Consider the following 19,843-nt stretch of genomic DNA (forward strand, 5'->3'; position numbering starts at 1 on the left):
CGTTTGCTTTGTCATGAAACTTCAGTATGATCTCCTGCAATTTCTGTCTCACCACTCTATTTTTGTAAGGGAACACTATGTTTGGCACTGCAACCAGCGCAAATGCTACCCGTGTATTACTTTTAGGCTCTGGCGAACTCGGTAAAGAAGTCGCAATTGAATGTCAGAGACTTGGTTTAGAAGTGATTGCTTGTGATCGCTATGCTAATGCTCCAGCGATGCAAGTTGCTCACCGTAGTTACGTCATCGATATGTTAGATGGAAGCGCCTTAGAAGAAGTTATTACGAAGGAACAACCTACTTACGTCGTACCTGAAATCGAAGCTATCGCAACCGACAAACTGGTAGAACTTGAAGAAAAAGGGCTGAATGTTGTTCCAACCGCTAAGGCAACCAAGCTAACAATGAATCGTGAAGGTATCCGACGTTTGGCTGCAGAAGAGCTAGAACTGACGACATCACCTTATCATTTTGCAGATACTTTTGAAGACTTCAAAGCCGCGGTTGAGCATGTAGGCATCCCGTGCATAGTAAAGCCAGTTATGAGTTCTTCAGGTAAAGGGCAAAGTGTCATCAAGACCGAAGACGACGTAGCAAAAGCATGGGATTACGCACAGGAAGGCGGACGTACGGGTGCAGGTCGCGTGATCGTGGAAGGTTTTATCGACTTCGATTACGAAATCACTTTATTGACCGTAAGAGCCGTTGACGGTGTTCACTTCTGTGCTCCAATTGGCCATCGTCAGGAAGATGGCGACTACCGCGAATCATGGCAACCACAAGCCATGTCAGAAAACGCAGTAAAAGCAGCAGAATACACGGCAGAGAAAGTAGTCAACGCACTCGGTGGCTACGGCATCTTTGGTGTAGAGTTATTTGTTAAAGGCGATAAGGTCATTTTCAATGAGGTCTCTCCTCGCCCACACGATACAGGCATGGTCACTATGATTTCTCAGGAAATGTCAGAGTTTGCTCTCCACGTACGTGCATTTACCGGAATGCCGATTAATAATATCGTACAATATGGTCCATCTGCGTCGGCCGTTATTCTTGGTCAAGGGACTTCCACAAACATTCGCTTTGACAACCTAACCAAAGCCTTAGCTCAACCTCAAACGCAAGTTCGTCTATTCGGCAAGCCAGAAATCGATGGTCGCCGTCGTTTAGGTGTTGTCCTTACGCGACGAAAAACCACCGAAGAAGCCGTTCAAGATGCTGTTGAAAGTGCATCAAAAGTGAATATCACATATTAAACGAGCTCCGCTCCTACAAAAAACAGCGCAGCTCTAATTGCTGCGCTGTTTCGTTTTACAAACCCAAAAAACCTATTCACTCTCGATTAGGTACACTTCTTCAGAGAAGCGACTTAAGCCTTTTTTTGCAATTTTAGGATGGTTTTCATCAGCTTCATCTACGTTCAAACAGGTAACTTTGTAACCTGAAAATAACTGCTCAATCTCTTCAACTGGCACGCTAAATGGAGGCCCCGCCATCTCTTCTTGAGGATAGTTGAGTGTAACAAGCAAAATACGACCGCCTGGATTCAAAAGTTGCTTGAGACGCTCTACATACTCCTCTCGCATATCTTGCGGTAAAGCAACCAACGCGGCGCGATCATAAATGATATCGGCTTGAGATACTGGTGCAGTGAAAAAGTCCCCAGTATAAATAGAGAGCTCATCAAATTGATAAAGCTCGTGCATACCATTAACAGGCGTCACGGTTGGCGTATAAAAATGTTCAGCAAAAAAGGCACGAACAGCGATATGGCTCAGCTCAACACCTTCAACTGAATCATGCTTCATCGCTAACCAAATCAAGTCTTCTGACTTTCCACACAAAGGCACTAACACTTTGTCTTCACGCTTTGGGTTTGTGTGTTGCCAATATGCAGGTAATAGCGGGTTTACATCTTCCAAGTGAAATCCGATTTGATTACTGGCCCATTTATTATGCCAAAACTCTTGGTCTCTCATTTTACTTTCTACTTGTCGGCTGATTTTCATTTTGAGAAGTAAGACTAACGATTTTTTTCAATTTGTCTATGCCGTTCATCTTTGGTTAATACAGCGGTGGTAGGATGTAAACGTTCTTATAGGAACCACACCTTTATCTGATAAACAGAATAAAGAAAAGAGAAATGGTGATCTAACGCACGATTCCACTTCAAGACAAAACTGAAACCTTGGAATCTTTCGTAATGACCCCATTAATAAGTTAGTACCTGATTTGCCGAACTTAGCGACCTTTATGTTCCCTATTTTCTAAGTACAAGCAAGTTAAGGAGAGTGAATGAGCTTATTTCTTCGTACTACAGCATTGATGCTTTTGGTACTTAGCCGTGCACCGGCATTTGCCGCACTTCCAATTACCCCAGCGCCGAGTGGCGATCAAAATCGTTCAACAAGTCAAAACGAAGTTTGTTCGAAACTCTTTAAACATAGCCTTAGCGGCTTGTATGGTATTCAGTCAATCGACGCAACTCCAACTCAGCCATACACTGACTTCGACATTCTTTACAGCAAAGCTCACCAAGCACAATTTGAGCTTGAAACTATCTGTAAAAGTACCGCACTTCTTAATGATGCTCAGCCATACTTCGCAGGCGTAAAGTCCAAACAACGAGCAGAAGAAAAAATAGCTTTGGAGTTAGATGGAAAAGTCGAACGCATTACTGACCTAGCCCGTGCCACGATTGTTGCTGAAGACGTCGCGAGCTTAGTCTCCATTTATGAAACCTTAGAGCGTGAAACAACAATTGTTAAAGTAAAAAATCGCTTCAAAAAACCTGGTCCTTCAGGCTATAGAGACTTGAACTTACTCGTTCGTTTACCAAAGACAAATCTAGTTGCCGAAGTTCAACTGCACTTAAAAGCCATCGCAGATGTGAAAAGCGGTCCTGAACACGACCTATACGAAAAAATCCAGAAACTAGAACGCCAAGCGATGATGGAGAAACGCGAACTAAGCGAACTAGAACTCGCTTCTATTCGCAACATGCGTGCACAGTCTAAAAACTTGTACCAACAAGCATGGCAACCATACTTAACAACGCACCTAGAAGCAGCGTAATCCATATCATTAAGATATACTCAAAAACAGAAAAACCACCGCATTGCGGTGGTTTTCGTTTATATGCGACACAAGTTTTACGCAAAAAAAAGACCACGCCTTAGCGTGATCCATTTATTCGGCTTACTGTACTTTCTTCAGGTTTTCTACACGAGCTTTTAACTTCTGACCCGGGCGAAAAGTCACTACACGTCGAGCAGTAATTGGAATATCTTCACCGGTTTTCGGGTTACGACCAGGTCGTTCATTCTTGTCACGAAGATCAAAGTTACCAAAACCTGACAGTTTTACCTGTTCGCCACTTTCCAGTGCCTTACGAATCTCTTCAAAGAACACTTCCACCGTTTCCTTGGCGTCCCGCTTACTAAATCCTAATTTATCAAACAGGTTTTCTGCCAGTTCGGCTTTTGTGAGCGCCATAAAACTTTCCTCAAAGCTATGTTAAACAATGCTACGTTAGTGTAGCGCCAGAGCAGTTTTACCCTACCAATTCAACAACATATCGGGGTTACATCAGGAAGTGTATGACAAGCTTATGATTTTCGCCAACTTTTTTCTTGGCGAACAAAAGGAATAGCACTATGTAAATTATTGTTAAACGCCAACATTTTGATATTTTTGTTTTTGTTTTCTCTTTAATAGGAAAAACATCCAGCTGATAAAACTAAAAGTAGTTTAAATACCAACATTAATCACTATTTAATAAAAATATCAGAGATTGGTTATTTAACAGACACTTGACATAGAACTTGTCGTAAATTCAGTGATTTGTATGTAACTCGATACGTAACAATTGAACTAAATGGTATGACCACCTGGCTTTGTAACTGTGCTTAGAAAGCTTGATTAAACCCACGCTTCTCGCTGTTCAGCGATGACGCAATATATAAAGGTTGATAATGTGGTTCTTCGTGTATCTCCACATTAGCTCCTTACACTTCATCTAGGCGACCATGATTAATCAAATCATAAATATTCTTTTCCCTGTTTTTGCTCTTGTCGGCGTCGGCTATTTGGTAGGTCGTTACATCAAGCCTGACTTTCGTCCAATCAACCGCATTAACATTGAGGTTTTCACACCTGCGCTGGTGTTTTCTTCGCTCGTTAGCATGCCGTTAGGCTCGAATCAGGGACCACTCCTTTTTGCAGCAATTGTCGCGGTTTTGGTTCCCGCACTACTCATGATCCCTGTATGTCGATTGACGTCACTGTCGTTTAAAACCTGGGCACCACCACATATGTTTCGCAATAGCGGAAACCTTGCTATTCCTTTGTTTACCTATACGTTTGGAGAAATTGCGCTATCCTCAGCAGTACTGCTATTTGTCGTGTCAGCATGCTTGCACATTAGTTTAGGTGTAATGCTACTTAGTCATGGCAACCCTTTTAAGCAAATAGTCAAGATGCCAATCTTTTTAGCTGCGTCGTTGGCTCTGTTTCTCAACGTGTCAAATGTGGGGGCATGGGCACCTTTATACGAAGCCACGGCTCTACTTGGCCAAGCGGCAGTACCCGTGATGCTTTTATCCCTGGGGGCGCAAATGTGTCATTTAAGAATGGACGGTTTAAAGGTTGGTGTATTGTGTACCGTGCAGTCGCTTGCAACTGGGGCGGTTGCATTTGCACTTATTTATTGGTTAATTCCCCTTCCAACGATGCAATTGCAAATGATGGTACTCTTCACAATGCTGCCACCAGCCGTCATGAATTACCTATTTGCGGAAAGGCTGAATATAGAGCCCATGAAAGTGGCGTCAATGGTACTATTTGGCAACTTTTTCAGTATTCTTACGCTGCCTCTTCTGCTTAGCTATACCCTCTCACTCGCCGCCTAGCTGCCAATAAACTTGCGTTAGCGTCTGTTGGCGGAAAAACGATATAAGCCAAATCTCGATTAAGCGCTACCTCAAGTTTGGTCCAGATTTTTGAGGTTGTTGGAGGTGACGTAAACGGCCTAGTACGTGAATCACAATAAGACAATGCTCAACATAAAAAACCCTGCCGATTTGACAGGGTTTTTAGTTTCTTAAGAGAGATAGTTCATCTAACGCTTAGTCACGTAGAGACGCACCAAACTTCTCAGAAACGTGAGCAACGATAGCATCTACCGCACCTGCGATGTCTGCATCTTCAAGCGTGCGCTCAACTGATTGTAGAGTCAAAGCGATTGCTAGGCTCTTCTTACCGTCTTCAACGCCTTTACCTACGTACACGTCGAACAGCTTCGCATCTTTAAGGAACTCGCCACCTTGCTCTAAACAAGCATTAACGATGTCACCAGATGCTACCGCTTCGTCCACAACTACTGCGATGTCACGACGGTTTGATGGGAATTTAGAAAGCTGAACCGCTTCTGGGATCACTTTACTGTTGATTGCAGACCATTCGATTTCGAATACGATAGTACGACCGTTTAGACCGAACTTACGCTCAAGCTCAGGGTGAACGGTACCGATCACGCCCACTTCTTTGCCATCTACGATGATTGCCGCAGATTGACCTGGGTGAAGTGCTGGGTTAGCTTTTTTGCTTTCAGGTGACAGTGCAGCGAAAGAGTAGGCTTTTTCGTTCGCAGATAGCTCTAGAATCGCTTCTAGATCGCCCTTAAGGTCGAAGAAATCAACGGTGTTAGTTTCGATATCCCAGTGCTCTTCACCACGAGTACCAGCAATAACACCTGCAAGCATAGGCTCTTGGCGCATGCCGTTTTCTGCAGATTCACATGGGATGAAACGTAGGCCGTATTCGAATAGACGAACGCGTGGCTGTTGACGTTTCTGGTTGTGAACAACCGTGTTCAGCAGCCCTTGGATAAGACCAAGACGCATTGCTGACATGTCTGCTGAAATTGGGTTTGGAAGCACTAGAGGCTCAACACCAGGTACAACTAGCTTTTGTTGCTCAGGCTCAACGAAGCTGTATGTAATTGCTTCGTGGTAACCACGGTCAACAAGAAGATCACGAACGCGTTTCAGTGGAAGATCCGCTTCAACGTGGTTGTGCATCTTAAGTGCTGCGGCTGGGTGTTGGTTAGGAATGTTGTCGTAACCGTAGATACGGCCAACTTCTTCAATCAGGTCTTGTTCGATAGCGATATCGAAACGCCATGTTGGCGCTACTGCCACCCAACCTTCTTCTGAAGCTTCAACAGTCAAACCTAGGCGCTCTAGGATTTCTACTACGTCAGCATCAGCGATGTGGTGACCTAGTAGGTTGTCTAGCTTAGTACGACGTAGAGCAACTTTGTTTGGCTTAGGTAGGTCTGCTTCAGACTCTACTGCAACAACAGGTGCTACTTCACCACCACAGATCTCAACTAGAAGCTGAGTTGCACGCTCCATTGCGCTCACTTGTAGTGCGTAATCCACACCACGCTCGAAACGCATTGAAGAATCAGTGTGCAGACCGTAGCTACGAGCGCGGCCACGGATGTGGTCAGGTGCAAAGAATGCACACTCTAGTAGAACGTCTTTAGTCTCAGTTGTTACACCAGACTCTTCACCACCAAAGATACCTGCGATTGCAAGTGCTTTGTTGTGGTCTGCTACTACTAGTGTATCTGCGTTTAGTTCTGCTTCGCTGCCGTCAAGAAGTGTTAGCTTCTCACCTTGCTCAGCCATACGAACTACGATGCCACCTTCGATCTTCGCTAGATCGAATGCGTGCATTGGTTGACCTTGCTCTAGAAGCACGTAGTTAGTGATGTCTACAACAGGGTCGATAGAGCGAATACCACAACGACGCAGTTTCTCTTGCATCCATAGTGGCGTTTCAGCTTGAACGTTTACGTTCTTAACAACACGACCTAGGTAACGAGGACACGCAGCAGGAGCTTTCACTTCAATAGACACTTTATCGTCGATTGAAGGGGCAACTGCTTCTACTGATGGCTCAGTCACGTCAGCACGGTTTAGTACGCCAACTTCACGAGCTAGACCACGAATGCTGAAACAGTCAGCGCGGTTTGCTGTTAGATCTACGTCTACCGTTACGTCATCTAGACCTAGGAATTCACGGAAATCAGTACCGATTACTGCGTCTTCTGCTAGTTCCATGATGCCGTCTGACTCAACATCGATGCCTAGTTCAGTGAACGAACAAAGCATGCCGTGAGATGGCTGGCCACGTAGTTTCGCTTTTTTGATTTTGAAATCGCCTGGAAGAACAGCACCAACTGTTGCTACCGCTACTTTCAGACCTTGGCGACAGTTAGGTGCGCCACAAACGATGTCTAGAAGCTCTTCTTCACCCACGTCAACCTTAGTAACGCGAAGTTTGTCTGCGTCTGGGTGTTGACCACATTCAACAACGTGACCCACTTTAACGCCAGTGAAAGAACCCGCTACAGGAAGAACGTCGTCTACCTCTAGGCCGGCCATTGTAATTTGATGAGTGAGTTCGTCAGTAGTAACCGCTGGGTTTACCCACTCACGAAGCCATGATTCGCTGAATTTCATGTTGATGAACCCTCTGGATTACTTGAACTGTTTTAGGAAACGAAGATCGTTTTCGAAGAACGCACGTAGATCGTTCACGCCGTAACGAAGCATCGTTAGACGCTCAACACCCATACCGAATGCGAAACCAGAGTATTTTTCAGGATCGATGCCTACACTACGTAGTACGTTCGGGTGAACCATACCGCAGCCTAGTACTTCTAACCATTTACCGTTTTTGCCTTTCACGTCTACTTCAGCTGAAGGTTCAGTGAATGGGAAGTAAGATGGACGGAAACGTACTTCTACTTCTTCTTCGAAGAAGTTACATAGGAAATCGTGCAGGATGCCTTTCAACTGTGCAAAGTTTACGTTCTCATCAACCAGCATGCCTTCCACCTGGTGGAACATTGGCGTGTGTGTTTGGTCGTAGTCGTTACGGTATACACGGCCCGGTGCGATGAAACGGAATGGTGGTTTACCATTTTCCATCGTACGGATCTGTACGCCTGACGTGTGAGTACGAAGCATCAAATCTGGATTGAAGAAGAAAGTATCGTGGTCAGTACGCGCTGGGTGATCAGCGGCAATATTTAGCGCATCAAAGTTGTGGAATGCATCTTCGATCTCTGGGCCAGCTTCTGTGTTAAAACCAAGTTCGCCAAAGAATTTCTCAATACGCTCTACAGTACGAGTTACTGGGTGTAAACCACCGTTCTCAATACGACGACCTGGTAATGTCACGTCAATTGTTTCAGCGGCTAGTTTCGCTTCAAGCTCTGCACGTTGTAGTGCGTCTTTACGAGCTGCGATAGCTTGCTGAACGACGCCTTTCGCTTTGTTGATTTCTTGACCAGCTTCACGGCGTTCTTCTGGTGGTAGTTTACCTAGGCTTTGAAGTTGAGCAGTTAGCTCACCTTTTTTACCCAGATACTGAACACGCACTTCATCAAGTGCGACTAGCGATTCGGCAGCTTCAATTGCAGTGCTCGCGCTAGCAATGATCTCTTCTAGATGTTGCATCGTTTCCTCATCTACCTGTTGGTAGTGTCCATAAGGGAGTGATTGGTTTTTTGATAGCTGTACATAGTAGCCAAACCGGGCACCAATGCCAAATTGAATTACGAAAAGAAGAGGTTATTGAATAAAAAGAGCACAAAAACGTCAAAAATGTCATCTTTCATTAATCTGCCGTTAAGTTGTGCCCTTTTGTTTTAGAAATAGTATTGAATAGATAGCTCGATAAAATCGTCATCTCGGGCGAAATAGAGCAAATCGTTTGGCGTTTCATTTTTGAACAACCAAGCATCAATTTGCCACTTAAAGTTATTCGATATTCGGCTCGAGGCTTCTAACTTGGCATTGTAAACATCGGCGTTATCTAAATCCTTTGTGATTCCCGTCAACACTTCCGTTCCGTCCTCGTCGTTGAACGCCCAGCGAATGCCTGCAAACACATCATTTTGACCGATAGTTTGTGCGTTATTCCCACGACTGTCATAGAGGTATTCACCAATCACACCCACATCCCAAACCGTGTCAAATGCGCCAACGAAGGTGTATTCAAATCCCGTCACAAGACCAACATGATTATCAGCACTATCTCGATAAACACTTTCCAGTTTCCATAACCAATCGCCAACGATTCCTTGTACATCGAGACCGACATGACTCATCAGAGCGTAGTAAGGCTTTAACTCCCCGTACTCAAAACGAAAGTAAGGATCCCGGTTTGTTCCATATAAATAGCTCAGGCCTACGTCCCAATCGCCAAGCATTTTCGAATATCGAAAAGCCACATCTACCTGCTTTTCTTCTCTGCTTGATTCATAGATAGCATCATCTGAGACAACAGGTTCGGTTCGTAAACTACCGTCAGTACCCGCAAACGTTCGCTCCCTAAAGTAAGGTAATAACATTGCATGGACGGTGCCCCAATCTTTGAATGAGGTAAAATGCAACATCGGCTGACCGAGCTTATCTTCACCATCGACGGCTTCAATGGCGTCTGTCTGGTTTACTACATCAACCAAATGGGCGGATTCCGTCACTCCCCAAAAAACCTTACTAATCCCAACTCGAAGCTCATAATCATCCCAGTACGTCAGATAAAGCGCCTCTCTTATGTCTCCGTGACTTCGCTCATCGTCTAGACTATCCAAACGATAGAAAGGTGTGAGGGTAAAGCTCGCATCACCATTTTGCATCTCCCAGTAAAATTCTGGCTGCAAAACCAATGACGTTTGCGCTTTGCTCTGACCCTGAGAGCCAGAATCAAAAAACTGACGATGCTCAATATTGACTTGTCCTGCAAGCTCAACGGCGGCAAGAGGCATCGAGTAAAGAGAGGTTGCTGCGCTAAGCAACAACCCAACATTTGATCGGTTCATTTCTCCTCCACTACCTCACTCGTTTTAACACATTCTTATGAAAATCATTGTCTTCGAGCCCAGTGTTAAAGCGCATTTCACTTGTTGTTAGCTCAGTGCTTTTTCCTGTTTGATGATTTGTCATCGCCATGGTGTGCGCTCGCCAATATTGGTTGAGGTACTGCTTGTAATCTGAGAAAGAAAGCGTTTTTAACAACGACCCTTTGCGATCGTAAAACTCAACTTTCAGGGGGCGATAATGCGCTTTATCTAACCACACCGTTTGCTTGGTATAACCTGAATTTTTGTCGGTCGGGATTTGCTCTATGACGAAAACATCTTGCCCATTTATGGTGTCATCTTTTAAGTAATTGAAACGATATTTTTCGATCTCAAAAGAACTGAGATCCTCATACGCAAATTCACTACCCATAAAAGGGCCTGATTTGTTACGCGAGGAAATACGTTTCACACGCTTCAATGCTGGAAGGTAAAGCCACTGGTCATCGGCACCCACTGTATGAGAGTGGTTGAGAAACGCGGTGCCTTTCACATCTCTTGGTTCATCAAATATTGTGAGTCCTTTGTCACCATCGTCCTCAACTTCGAGTGATTGAAGGCGCATTAAACGTGTGCTGCTTTCTCCTTGCGCGTTCCGCAGAATCATTTTCATAGTAGCAACAGAATCCCCCCACCCTTCATCACGGGCTTTGCGCTCTTGAGCAATTTCTAATCCTTTCGCTTCATCCGCTAACACCGCATGACTCATAAAAAGCGAGACAGAAAGTGCAGATACTTTTAAGGCATTTTTTAGTAAATTCATGTTCAATCCTTTGATTCGTTATGACTGAATAACAGCCGTGGTTTGAGAGTCAGTTGATTTAAGCTTGTTTCGGCGGTCCACCTCGTCGTAGACGCCTTTGTCAAACAACATCAGTAGAGTCGGTAGAAAGATGAAATCCACAACAAGAGCAATGAAGATAACAATGGCACTCAACTGTCCCATATCGGCATTTAAGCGGAAGCTCGACATCGCCAGAACGGAGAAACCAGCAACAAGCACGACAGTCGTAATCCAAAGCGCGCGCCCCACGGTGCGAAAAGCGTAACGAACCGCTTGTTCCGCGCTATGGCCATCTTTACGAGCGTGTTGGTATTTAGAGAGAAAATGAACGGCATCATCGACCACAACGCCAAGCGTCAACGTCACAACAACAGACAACCCCAAATTAATTTCACCAGAAACCAGTGCCCAAATACCAAAACCAATAAGCGCAGGGGCGATATTCGGGACCAGGCTGATTAAACCGAGCTTGAACGAGCGTAAGGCAAAGATCAGTAATGCCGAAATTAAGACCAGAGTGATAGGCAAGGTTGACAGCATGCTAGCCATATTCGTTTCGCCAATATGCGCAAACATCAGTGATGGACTAGAAGCAACAACATCATACTGAGGCGCGTTTTCGTTAAACCATTGGTAAATACGATTTTCCAAATCAACAAGCTCGACGCTGCCCAAGTTCTCCACAGTGAGAACCATCTTGATCGACGACTTATCAACATTGATTTGGTTGTTCAAATCTAAGCCATACGGTAGTGACATTTCATAAAGCAGCAGATATTGAGCCGCTAATTCTCTGTCTTGAGGGAGCGAGTAATAAGCCTGATCATCTCCATGCATGTTCTTGTTTAGACGCTTATAAACATCGCTCAAGGTCGCAACATGGTCCGTTTCTGGCTGCAACCTTAGCCAGTCAGTAAATTTACCCACGGTATTGAGAAAATTAGGATCCGCAATACCCTGCGATTCGTTAGTTTTTATCGCGATACTGATGTTCGCCATGCCACTGATTCGCTCTTCCATAAAATCAGCCGCTCGACGAAATTCATTGCTATGACCAAAGTACTCGACGGATTCATCGTTGACTTTGTTCAGCGGAATCAAACTCGCACTCGCGACAATAACAAGCACCGACAACGGCAATAACGCATGTCGCTTTGACACCACGAAATCCCCTAAGTGATCCATAAAGTGCTTTCTTTCATCAGCAGTGTCTGACTTCACCCTAACAGGAAGGATATGAAGTAACGCCGGAAGTAATGTGATGGAAAGGAAGCAAGCAATCATGACGCCAAGGGCTGATAGGTTGCCGAAATCTCTCAGGATTGGAGAATCCGACATATTCATCATTAAAAAGCCGATCGCGGTGGTAATAGAGGTAATCAGGATGGGCATGAAATTGAGCGCAATACTTCGTTCAATAGAATGGGCTTTACTAAAGCCGTTTTGCATTGACTGACGCATCGTCGCTATGATGTGTACACAGTCGGCGACGGCAAGCGTCATCACCAAGGTAGGCACATTAACTGTCGCCGTGCTTAAGAACATACCAGCCCATCCTGATAAGCCCATTGTCACCATAACTGAGCCGATAATAACGATGAGTGTCGCGATAACGCTAAGCAACGAGCGCAACATGAGAGTCAGGAAAACCAATATCACTAGTAGCATGGTCGGCACTAATGTTGCGCTGTCATCTTGAGCTGCGGTCATAAACGCGTAGTTCATTGCAATAATACCGGCCTTGTGGAACTCAGTATCCGGGTACACTTGCTGATAACGCTCAATCATTCCGTTTATGTAGGCAACCACTTCTTGTACTTCAGCGGTTTTATCGACCTCAGGGAGTTGGACCGTAATATTCACGACCGTGACATCCCCTTTTTCGGAAATCAGTGAACTTTTCAAAACCGGCTCACTCAACGCAATACTTTTGACTTTCTCGATTCGCTGAGGCGTCAATTCATATTCGCTATACAGTAAATCTTCGACAAGAAGATCATCTTCAAACGCTTCGGTATGCTGGTAGTTAGCAAGGGAATCAACACGGGTGGAGTATGGGACTTGCCACGCCTCGTCAGTGATCTGCTGAATAAGAGATAAGGTGTTAGGAGTAAAAACAGTGCCACTTTTTGGCGCTATGACCAAAGCAAGACTGTCAGATTTTGCAAAGGTAGTCTGAATTTCATCAAACGCAAGTAACTGCTCATTTGTTCCATCAAAAAAGATGTCGTAATCCCCTCTAAAGTAAAGATTTTTTCCTCCAATAGTTGCTATAACAATCAATAAAACGGTAGCAAGCACAACCAACACACTGTAATTCGTTGGTAGCTTGACCCAGCTCATTCGGGCTTGTTGTTGAACGTTGTGATGTGGCATCACACTCTCCTTTTGTGACGTTTCGTCAAATTTAAAAACTAAAAAAAACAGCGAATGCTGTGATAACCAGATAACTTCAACATATAAAAATCAGATCGAATTTATTTGGTTATATAAGTTAGTTTTTGAGTAACTTCCTATACTTCTCGAGATCGGTAACTTGAGTACCAATTTCTAATTTTTTGACGATTCGTCACAATGGTGTAATAAAAAAGCCAACTAAAATATTAGATGGCCTCTATAACGATTAGCGATTCACAGACTCTAAATAAGCAAGCTCTTCGCTGAACAATTCCTGTTCCACTCGACGCCACGTTTTACGGTAATCCCACTCTGTTGATAAAGGTGACCACCCTAAACCATCAAGTAACATATTCGCGTTATGCAGTACTGAGAATGGATCTTGAATTCGCTGAATACATCGACTGTTCGATGCATTTTGCGCTAGAGCGTTTGAACCGAAGGCAATAGACCAGTTAGCAAATACGATGGCATCAGAACCAATTGCGGGAGAGAACTTAAGGTCTCCACATTCCACCGCATTATTCACCAACGCATCAGCACCATCTATTACTTGTTCTTCTAAGTTGTTCAATTCATTCACACGCTTAGGCGAAGCTTTCTCTAGGACCCAAGGCGTCTTTGCAACAATCGCACAGGTTGATAGTACAGGCTCCATACGAGCGTAAATACGATAACCTACATGCATAGCAATGATTTTTTCTCTGGTATTGCCATTGAACTTAGCGGTACGTTCGAAAAATATTGCCTCGCTTCTCAGCGAGTGAATACAAAGCGCAAGAATCACATCTTCTTTGCTGCAAAAATGATTGTAGATCGTTCCCTTCGAGTAAGGGCTTGCCGCTGTGAGCTTGTCCATCGTTAAGTTGGCAAAGCCTTGCTCTTGAACCAGAGACTTAGCCAATTGAATAAGCTCTATTTCACGATCAGCAATCGCCTGTTGTTTTTTAGTTAGCCCTGAAGACGTACGACATCCGTCTTGCTTGCTATCTTTTTTACAGCGAAAGTTAAACATAATCCTTTGATCCGTATACCAACACACTCCCAATAATTGTAACACGATTCTTGAATACAGGAACGCCACTAAATTTGACGAACCGTCACAAATGACACTTCGTCATAATAGATCAAAAAACAAACATTGCAAGTATGAATTTATAGCTAACCGAAAAATAAGCTTTAATTATATATAACCAAGTAACATCAAGATGCTTGGTTCAGCGAGAATGATTTGATTGTAAGGAAAGGCTAGAGTGGAGTGCGGGGACATAACCCCAAAAATCAGAACCTTAAAAATTGGACAACGAGTGATATTGAAATGATGTTATTCAAAAAAGCCCAAAACACTTAAAGTTTGGATTCAAAACAGTAACTGATAGATGCTCTATTTACAAAGTGTGCTCTGTCTTGGGCTTTTCTTTTACTGCTTCCTTTCAATATTAGAGCTGCAAAACTCAATAACATAATGAGAAAAGCGATTCTCTTTAAGTAAAAGACTGAATTTCTAAATCGAGAGGCTTGGTTTATCACCTGCAGATGCGATGGCATAACGAATATCGTCAATAAATCGCCCTTCTGTCTCGATAATTCCATCAGAGAATGTGACTGGTTGATGTGGCCCTGCAAGTAGAACAATATTAGTAAAATCAGAGACGTTGAAGTTCTCTGCCACAACATTTTTGGAATGAAAATCGATAACCGTTTTTGCGACTTGATCTTCCAATTGCAAAAGCTGCTCTTCGGTAATTTTCATGCGTGCCAAAGCCACACGAACGCATTTATCGTGGGTTGTTGTCTGTTCTTTTATGATTTCCGTATATTTATCATTGAGCTTGGAGTTTTCTGCATAGCTGTAATATAACGGCCCGTGCAACGTTATATTTTTATCTTCATCAACGTAAACAAGATCCAGTAACTCCAAAGCTTTTAGGTAATCAGACATGCTCTGCTCAGACAAATCATACTTTTTCTTTAAAATGGAATATCCATCTTTGCCTCGCAGCATTCTCAATTCACGATAAAAATCGTAAAGATGGGGAAATTGAAAAAAAACTTCATCTTGCGTACGGCTAAAGTAATCCTCGTCTTCGCCTTGTAATTGATTCGCAAGCTTTTGTAGTTCATCTAACGTGCAATCAACAGCTCTACAATATTCAAGCAGTTTATCCAAAGCGAGATTTGTGCTTGTTAAGTGTCTCTTAAAAGTGGACAGCGGCATGCCCATTTTCTCAGATAGCTCTCGATATGTTAGCCCTTTTGTTTTAATCGCTTGGCGTAATGCGGCTAGCAAGTATTCGGGAGTCAGATCTCTCATCTACAATTCCTTTTGGCAATGTTACAGCTGTATAGTATTTGTAACAATTTAGAACCGCTTGGCAAGGTATAAGTTCATATTTTTATAAGAAAAATATGAATTAATATATCGAAATCAAAATTCACAAGATAAATGGAAAATTCAATATGAATTCAATTTCATTATGAATATAAAATGATACACAAAACAAAAGTGAAGCAATTACTCTAAATTATTGGGATTAATTTTAATGGTAACGTAAAGTTAAGAATATAAGCCTATTCGCTCTGCGAAAATCTAGAATAATTAACCTAAAAAGAAAAAACGAAAAATGAATAAAAATTCACCATTCCTAGCAACGCTTTTCCTCGTATATTAGTCCGCAAGTTTCACTGCAGTACCAAATGCCAAAATTTCCGAAGAACCATCTACGATTGAGCTCGTGGTAAATCGAATCCCTACAATCGCATCTGCACCTTTAGATTCAGCGTCTGCTACCATGCGCTGTATAGCTATATCACGCGCGTCGGTCATCATTTCCGTGTAACCGCGAATTTCACCGCCAACAATGCTTTTGATACCCGCCATGAGGTCACGACCGATGTGTTTTGATTGAACAACATTACCAGTTACAACCCCTCTTATTTCAGAGATCTGCTTGCCCGGAATGCTTTCTGTTGTTGTGTAGATCATTTTTAGTCCCTTATAAACGTAAAATATATACCCAAGCCATTTTATTACCAACAGAGCATTGATCACTAATCAAATCGGGAAGACTGATAGACAAGATTCTGAATGGCAAAACTGAAAAATATTTGGGTATATATTTTAGCAATAAAAAAGGAGAGCTAATGCTCTCCTTCTCTTAATCCTAAACTGCTAATTAAAGAGCAGCTTTCGCTTTTTCAACTAGAACTGCAAATGCAGCTTTGTCGAATACTGCGATGTCCGCAAGGATCTTACGGTCGATCTCGATAGATGCTTTCTTAAGACCGTTGATGAAACGGCTGTAAGATAGACCATTTTGACGAGATGCCGCATTGATACGTGCAATCCATAGTTGACGGAATTGACGTTTCTTAGCGCGACGGTCACGGTAAGCGTATTGACCAGCTTTAGTAACTGCTTGGAAAGCTACGCGGTAAACACGTGAACGCGCACCGTAGTAACCTTTAGCTTGTTTTAGAACTTTCTTATGACGTGCACGAGCTTGTACACCACGTTTTACGCGAGGCATTATGCTTCTCCTAAACTAAACGATTGATAACTAAAAAGAATTAAGCGTATGGCAACATACGGATTACTGCAGCCACTTCACATTTTGGAAGGATTGCATTCGGACGTAGTTGACGCTTGTTCTTAGTAGTACGCTTAGTCAGGATGTGACGTTTTGTAGCGTGCTTGTACTTAATACCACCAGCAGTTTTCTTAAAACGCTTAGCAGCACCTTTGTTGGTTTTCATCTTAGGCATGATGAATAACTCCGCATTGAGTAGGTTTAATAAACAACGTAATTAGGGCGAACAAAACCCAGCCGTTATGCCTTTATCGAAAGGAAAGCGGCTAGGTTTTAATTACTTGATGAGCCGTTAATTACTTCTTTTTAGGGGCTAGCACCATGATCATCTGGCGACCTTCAATCTTCTTAGGGAAAGATTCAACTACAGCAAGTTCTGCAGTATCTTCCTTAAGACGATTTAGAACGTCAACACCGATGTCTTGGTGTGCCATCTCTCGGCCACGGAAGCGAATTGTTACCTTCACTTTGTTGCCTTCTTCAAGGAAACGCGTCAGGTTGCGTAGTTTTACCTGATAGTCTCCAATATCAGTTCCAGGACGGAATTTTACTTCCTTGATCTGGACCTGCTTTTGCTTCTTCTTCTGCTCTTTAGCAGTTTTGCTCTTCTCGAAGAGGAACTTACCATAGTCCATCACACGACAAACAGGTGGCTCGGCGTTAGGACTGATCTCAACGAGATCCATACCAGCTTCTTCAGCAGCTGCAATGGCTTCTTGAATCGATACAACACCAACTGATTCACCGTCAGCGCCTGTTAGTCGAACTTCACGAATACCACGAATTTCACCGTTGATACGGTGCGGGTTTTGTTTTACCGGCTGTTGGCCACGTCTTCCGCCTTTAATAGCTTATTCCTCCAGATTGAGCTTACGGCTAGAGATCTCGTCTTGGATGTATGCAATAAAATCATCCACTTTAAATTTACCAAGATCTTTACCTTTACGAGTACGTACTGCAATTTCGCCAGCTTCCATTTCTTGGTCACCAACAACAAGCATATACGGTACACGCTTCAAAGTATGTTCGCGGATTTTAAAGCCAATCTTCTCATTTCTCAAGTCCGCTTTAGCTCTAATTCCACTTTTTTGTAGTTTTTGTACTATTTCTTGAACATAACCTGACTGTTTATCAGTAATGTTCATAAGAACTGCTTGTTCTGGCGCCAACCAAGTTGGGAAGAAACCAGCATATTCTTCGATAAGGATACCAATGAAGCGCTCTAGTGAACCTAGAATCGCACGGTGAATCATTACCGGTACAAGACGTTCGTTATTTTCACCTACATAAGTAGCGCCTAGGCGACCTGGTAGGTTGAAGTCTAGCTGGACAGTACCACACTGCCAAGCGCGGTCTAGACAATCGTATAGTGTGAATTCAATCTTAGGACCGTAGAACGCACCCTCACCTTCTTGAATTTCGTATGGGATATCCATCGATTCAAGAGACTGCTTCAATGCTTCTTCAGATTGATCCCAGATTTCATCTGAACCTACACGTTTCTCTGGACGAGTAGACAGTTTCACTACGATGTTGTCGAAACCAAATGTTTGGTACGTATCGTACACCATCTTGATGCAGTTTGTTACTTCTTCTTGGATTTGGCTCTCAGTACAGAAAATGTGAGCATCATCCTGAGTAAAGCCACGTACACGCATAATGCCGTGCAGTGCACCAGATGGTTCGTTACGGTGACATGAGCCGAACTCTGCCATACGTAGCGGTAGGTCGCGGTACGATTTTAGACCTTGGTTGAAGATCTGTACGTGACCTGGACAGTTCATTGGCTTAATTGCGTATTCACGGTTCTCAGAAGAAGTTGTGAACATTGCATCAGCGTATTTATCCCAGTGACCTGAGCGTTCCCAAAGAACACGGTCCATCATTAGCGGACCTTTTACTTCTTGGTAACCGTACTCATCTAGCTTAGCGCGGATGAATACTTCCAGATCACGGAAAATAGACCAACCATTGTGATGCCAGAACACCATACCCGGTGCTTCTTGCTGCATGTGGAATAGGTCTAGTTGCTTACCAATCTTACGGTGGTCACGCTTCGCTGCTTCTTCTAGGCGAGTTAGATGCGCTTTCAGTGCTTTCTTATCGTGGAAAGCCGTACCGTAGATACGTTGAAGCATTTTATTGTCGCTGTTACCACGCCAGTAAGCACCTGCCACATTCAATAGAGTGAAGTGTTGACAGAAGCTCATGTTAGGAACGTGAGGACCACGACACATGTCGATGTATTCTTCATGGTGGTAAAGACCTGGACGATCATCACGAGATACGTTTTCGTCTAGGATTTCCACTTTGTATGGTTCGCCACGTGATTCAAACGTATCACGCGCTTCCTGCCAGCTTACTTTTTTCTTAACAACTTCGTACTTGGTTTTCGCTAGCTCTTTCATACGCTTTTCAATCTTTTCAAGATCTTCTTGCGTTAGAGACTCATCTAGATCGATATCGTAGTAGAAGCCGTTGTCGATGGTTGGACCAATCGCCATTTTAGCTTGTGGGTAAAGCTGCTTAAGAGCGTGACCAAGAAGGTGAGCACAAGAGTGACGAACGATTTCTAAACCGTCTACTTCATCTTTTACTGTGATGATTTCAAGGCTTGCGTCTTCTTCAATTAGGTCACACGCATCAACGCGGTTACCGTTTACACGACCAGCGATCGTTGCTTTTGCAAGACCAGGACCGATCGATTGCGCAACTTCCATAGTAGAAACTGGGTTGTCAAATTGACGCTGACTGCCGTCAGGAAGAGTAATAATAGGCATGCTATGTCCTTTACAGTGGTGTTGCACACCAAGCAACACATGTTATTCAAATTAGAAGCTATTTGTTGAAAATAGTTGAGAGTCAATAAAGGCCTCTCGGTAACACGAATACCGGACCGTTATCGAAAATGGGATTGTACCTAGCTCACATTTAGATTGCAAAGCGCGATTTTGTTTTATCATAAGAACTTAACCTCAGGCCCCGTCACGACAATCTGATGATTATTCTTAAGGGCTCACATCATTTGTAAACGGAGTTACCCCCTCCCAATAGAACTTGAATACACAACTGGTATAATAGTTCCTGATACATATTAACCAACACAGGACCCTGCACACCTAGTTCCACCTCAAA

At 43.5% G+C, this 19,843-nt stretch carries 17 protein-coding genes; 3 read left to right on the plus strand and 14 right to left on the minus strand.

Annotated features, from left to right (window positions below; genetic code table 11):
- The first annotated feature begins 77 nt into the window (after window positions 1–77).
- Window positions 78–1,253 (plus strand): formate-dependent phosphoribosylglycinamide formyltransferase, encoded by a 1,176-nt coding sequence (gene purT / locus MSG33_RS10550; RefSeq protein ID WP_248380988.1) that lies wholly within the window; start codon window positions 78–80, stop codon window positions 1,251–1,253.
- A gap of 72 nt (window positions 1,254–1,325) precedes the next feature.
- On the opposite strand, the gene MSG33_RS10555 is transcribed toward purT, so the two are convergent.
- Complete coding sequence (locus MSG33_RS10555; protein WP_046874957.1) at window positions 1,326–1,976, minus strand: thiopurine S-methyltransferase; 651 nt, start codon at window positions 1,974–1,976, stop codon at window positions 1,326–1,328.
- A 316-nt stretch (window positions 1,977–2,292) separates the two neighbouring features.
- On the opposite strand from MSG33_RS10555, the gene MSG33_RS10560 reads away from it, so the two are divergent.
- Entirely contained in the window at window positions 2,293–3,072 is a 780-nt protein-coding gene (locus MSG33_RS10560; protein ID WP_006741655.1) for a RelA/SpoT domain-containing protein, read from the plus strand.
- Between the two features lie 123 nt (window positions 3,073–3,195).
- On the opposite strand, the gene ihfA is transcribed toward MSG33_RS10560, so the two are convergent.
- On the minus strand, window positions 3,196–3,492 hold the full coding sequence (gene ihfA, locus MSG33_RS10565; RefSeq protein WP_005377899.1) for an integration host factor subunit alpha: 297 nt from the start codon (window positions 3,490–3,492) through the stop codon (window positions 3,196–3,198).
- Between the two features lie 533 nt (window positions 3,493–4,025).
- Between ihfA and MSG33_RS10570 the strand changes: the two genes are divergently transcribed.
- On the plus strand, window positions 4,026–4,907 hold the full coding sequence (locus MSG33_RS10570) for an AEC family transporter (protein ID WP_248380990.1): 882 nt from the start codon (window positions 4,026–4,028) through the stop codon (window positions 4,905–4,907).
- Between the two features lie 216 nt (window positions 4,908–5,123).
- On the opposite strand, the gene pheT is transcribed toward MSG33_RS10570, so the two are convergent.
- The 12 genes from pheT to thrS all read right to left on the minus strand — a co-directional run bounded on the left by pheT (window position 5,124) and on the right by thrS (window position 19,488).
- Entirely contained in the window at window positions 5,124–7,529 is a 2,406-nt protein-coding gene (gene pheT, locus MSG33_RS10575) for a phenylalanine--tRNA ligase subunit beta (RefSeq protein WP_248380992.1), read from the minus strand.
- 18 nt (window positions 7,530–7,547) lie between these two features.
- The gene (gene pheS / locus MSG33_RS10580) at window positions 7,548–8,531 is read right to left on the minus strand and encodes a phenylalanine--tRNA ligase subunit alpha (RefSeq protein ID WP_005385470.1); all 984 of its coding nucleotides are present in this window, start codon (window positions 8,529–8,531) and stop codon (window positions 7,548–7,550) included.
- A 191-nt stretch (window positions 8,532–8,722) separates the two neighbouring features.
- Window positions 8,723–9,898, minus strand: a complete 1,176-nt coding sequence (locus MSG33_RS10585; RefSeq protein WP_248380993.1) for a hypothetical protein — start codon at window positions 9,896–9,898, stop codon at window positions 8,723–8,725.
- 10 nt (window positions 9,899–9,908) lie between these two features.
- Window positions 9,909–10,700, minus strand: a complete 792-nt coding sequence (locus MSG33_RS10590; protein WP_005395903.1) for an outer membrane lipoprotein-sorting protein — start codon at window positions 10,698–10,700, stop codon at window positions 9,909–9,911.
- A gap of 18 nt (window positions 10,701–10,718) precedes the next feature.
- On the minus strand, window positions 10,719–13,097 hold the full coding sequence (locus MSG33_RS10595; RefSeq protein ID WP_104971560.1) for an MMPL family transporter: 2,379 nt from the start codon (window positions 13,095–13,097) through the stop codon (window positions 10,719–10,721).
- Window positions 13,098–13,344: 247 nt separating this feature from the next.
- A complete protein-coding gene (locus MSG33_RS10600; protein ID WP_005395898.1) occupies window positions 13,345–14,133 on the minus strand; it encodes a TetR/AcrR family transcriptional regulator in 789 nt (262 codons plus the stop codon).
- A 489-nt stretch (window positions 14,134–14,622) separates the two neighbouring features.
- Window positions 14,623–15,432: a helix-turn-helix domain-containing protein gene (locus MSG33_RS10605; protein ID WP_006741660.1), complete on the minus strand. Its 810-nt coding sequence runs from the start codon at window positions 15,430–15,432 to the stop codon at window positions 14,623–14,625.
- 354 nt (window positions 15,433–15,786) lie between these two features.
- On the minus strand, window positions 15,787–16,104 hold the full coding sequence (locus MSG33_RS10610; RefSeq protein WP_005377919.1) for a heavy metal-binding domain-containing protein: 318 nt from the start codon (window positions 16,102–16,104) through the stop codon (window positions 15,787–15,789).
- A gap of 190 nt (window positions 16,105–16,294) precedes the next feature.
- Window positions 16,295–16,648: a 50S ribosomal protein L20 gene (gene rplT / locus MSG33_RS10615; protein ID WP_004727974.1), complete on the minus strand. Its 354-nt coding sequence runs from the start codon at window positions 16,646–16,648 to the stop codon at window positions 16,295–16,297.
- A gap of 40 nt (window positions 16,649–16,688) precedes the next feature.
- Window positions 16,689–16,883: a 50S ribosomal protein L35 gene (gene rpmI / locus MSG33_RS10620; protein ID WP_005377932.1), complete on the minus strand. Its 195-nt coding sequence runs from the start codon at window positions 16,881–16,883 to the stop codon at window positions 16,689–16,691.
- A gap of 121 nt (window positions 16,884–17,004) precedes the next feature.
- The gene (gene infC / locus MSG33_RS10625; protein ID WP_074191168.1) at window positions 17,005–17,556 is read right to left on the minus strand and encodes a translation initiation factor IF-3; all 552 of its coding nucleotides are present in this window, start codon (window positions 17,554–17,556) and stop codon (window positions 17,005–17,007) included.
- Between the two features lie 3 nt (window positions 17,557–17,559).
- On the minus strand, window positions 17,560–19,488 hold the full coding sequence (thrS, locus tag MSG33_RS10630) for a threonine--tRNA ligase (protein ID WP_005395892.1): 1,929 nt from the start codon (window positions 19,486–19,488) through the stop codon (window positions 17,560–17,562).
- Window positions 19,489–19,843: the final 355 nt, after the last annotated feature.

It is taken from the genome of Vibrio sp. 1CM7H, assembly GCF_023161645.1.
GTDB lineage: Bacteria > Pseudomonadota > Gammaproteobacteria > Enterobacterales > Vibrionaceae > Vibrio > Vibrio diabolicus.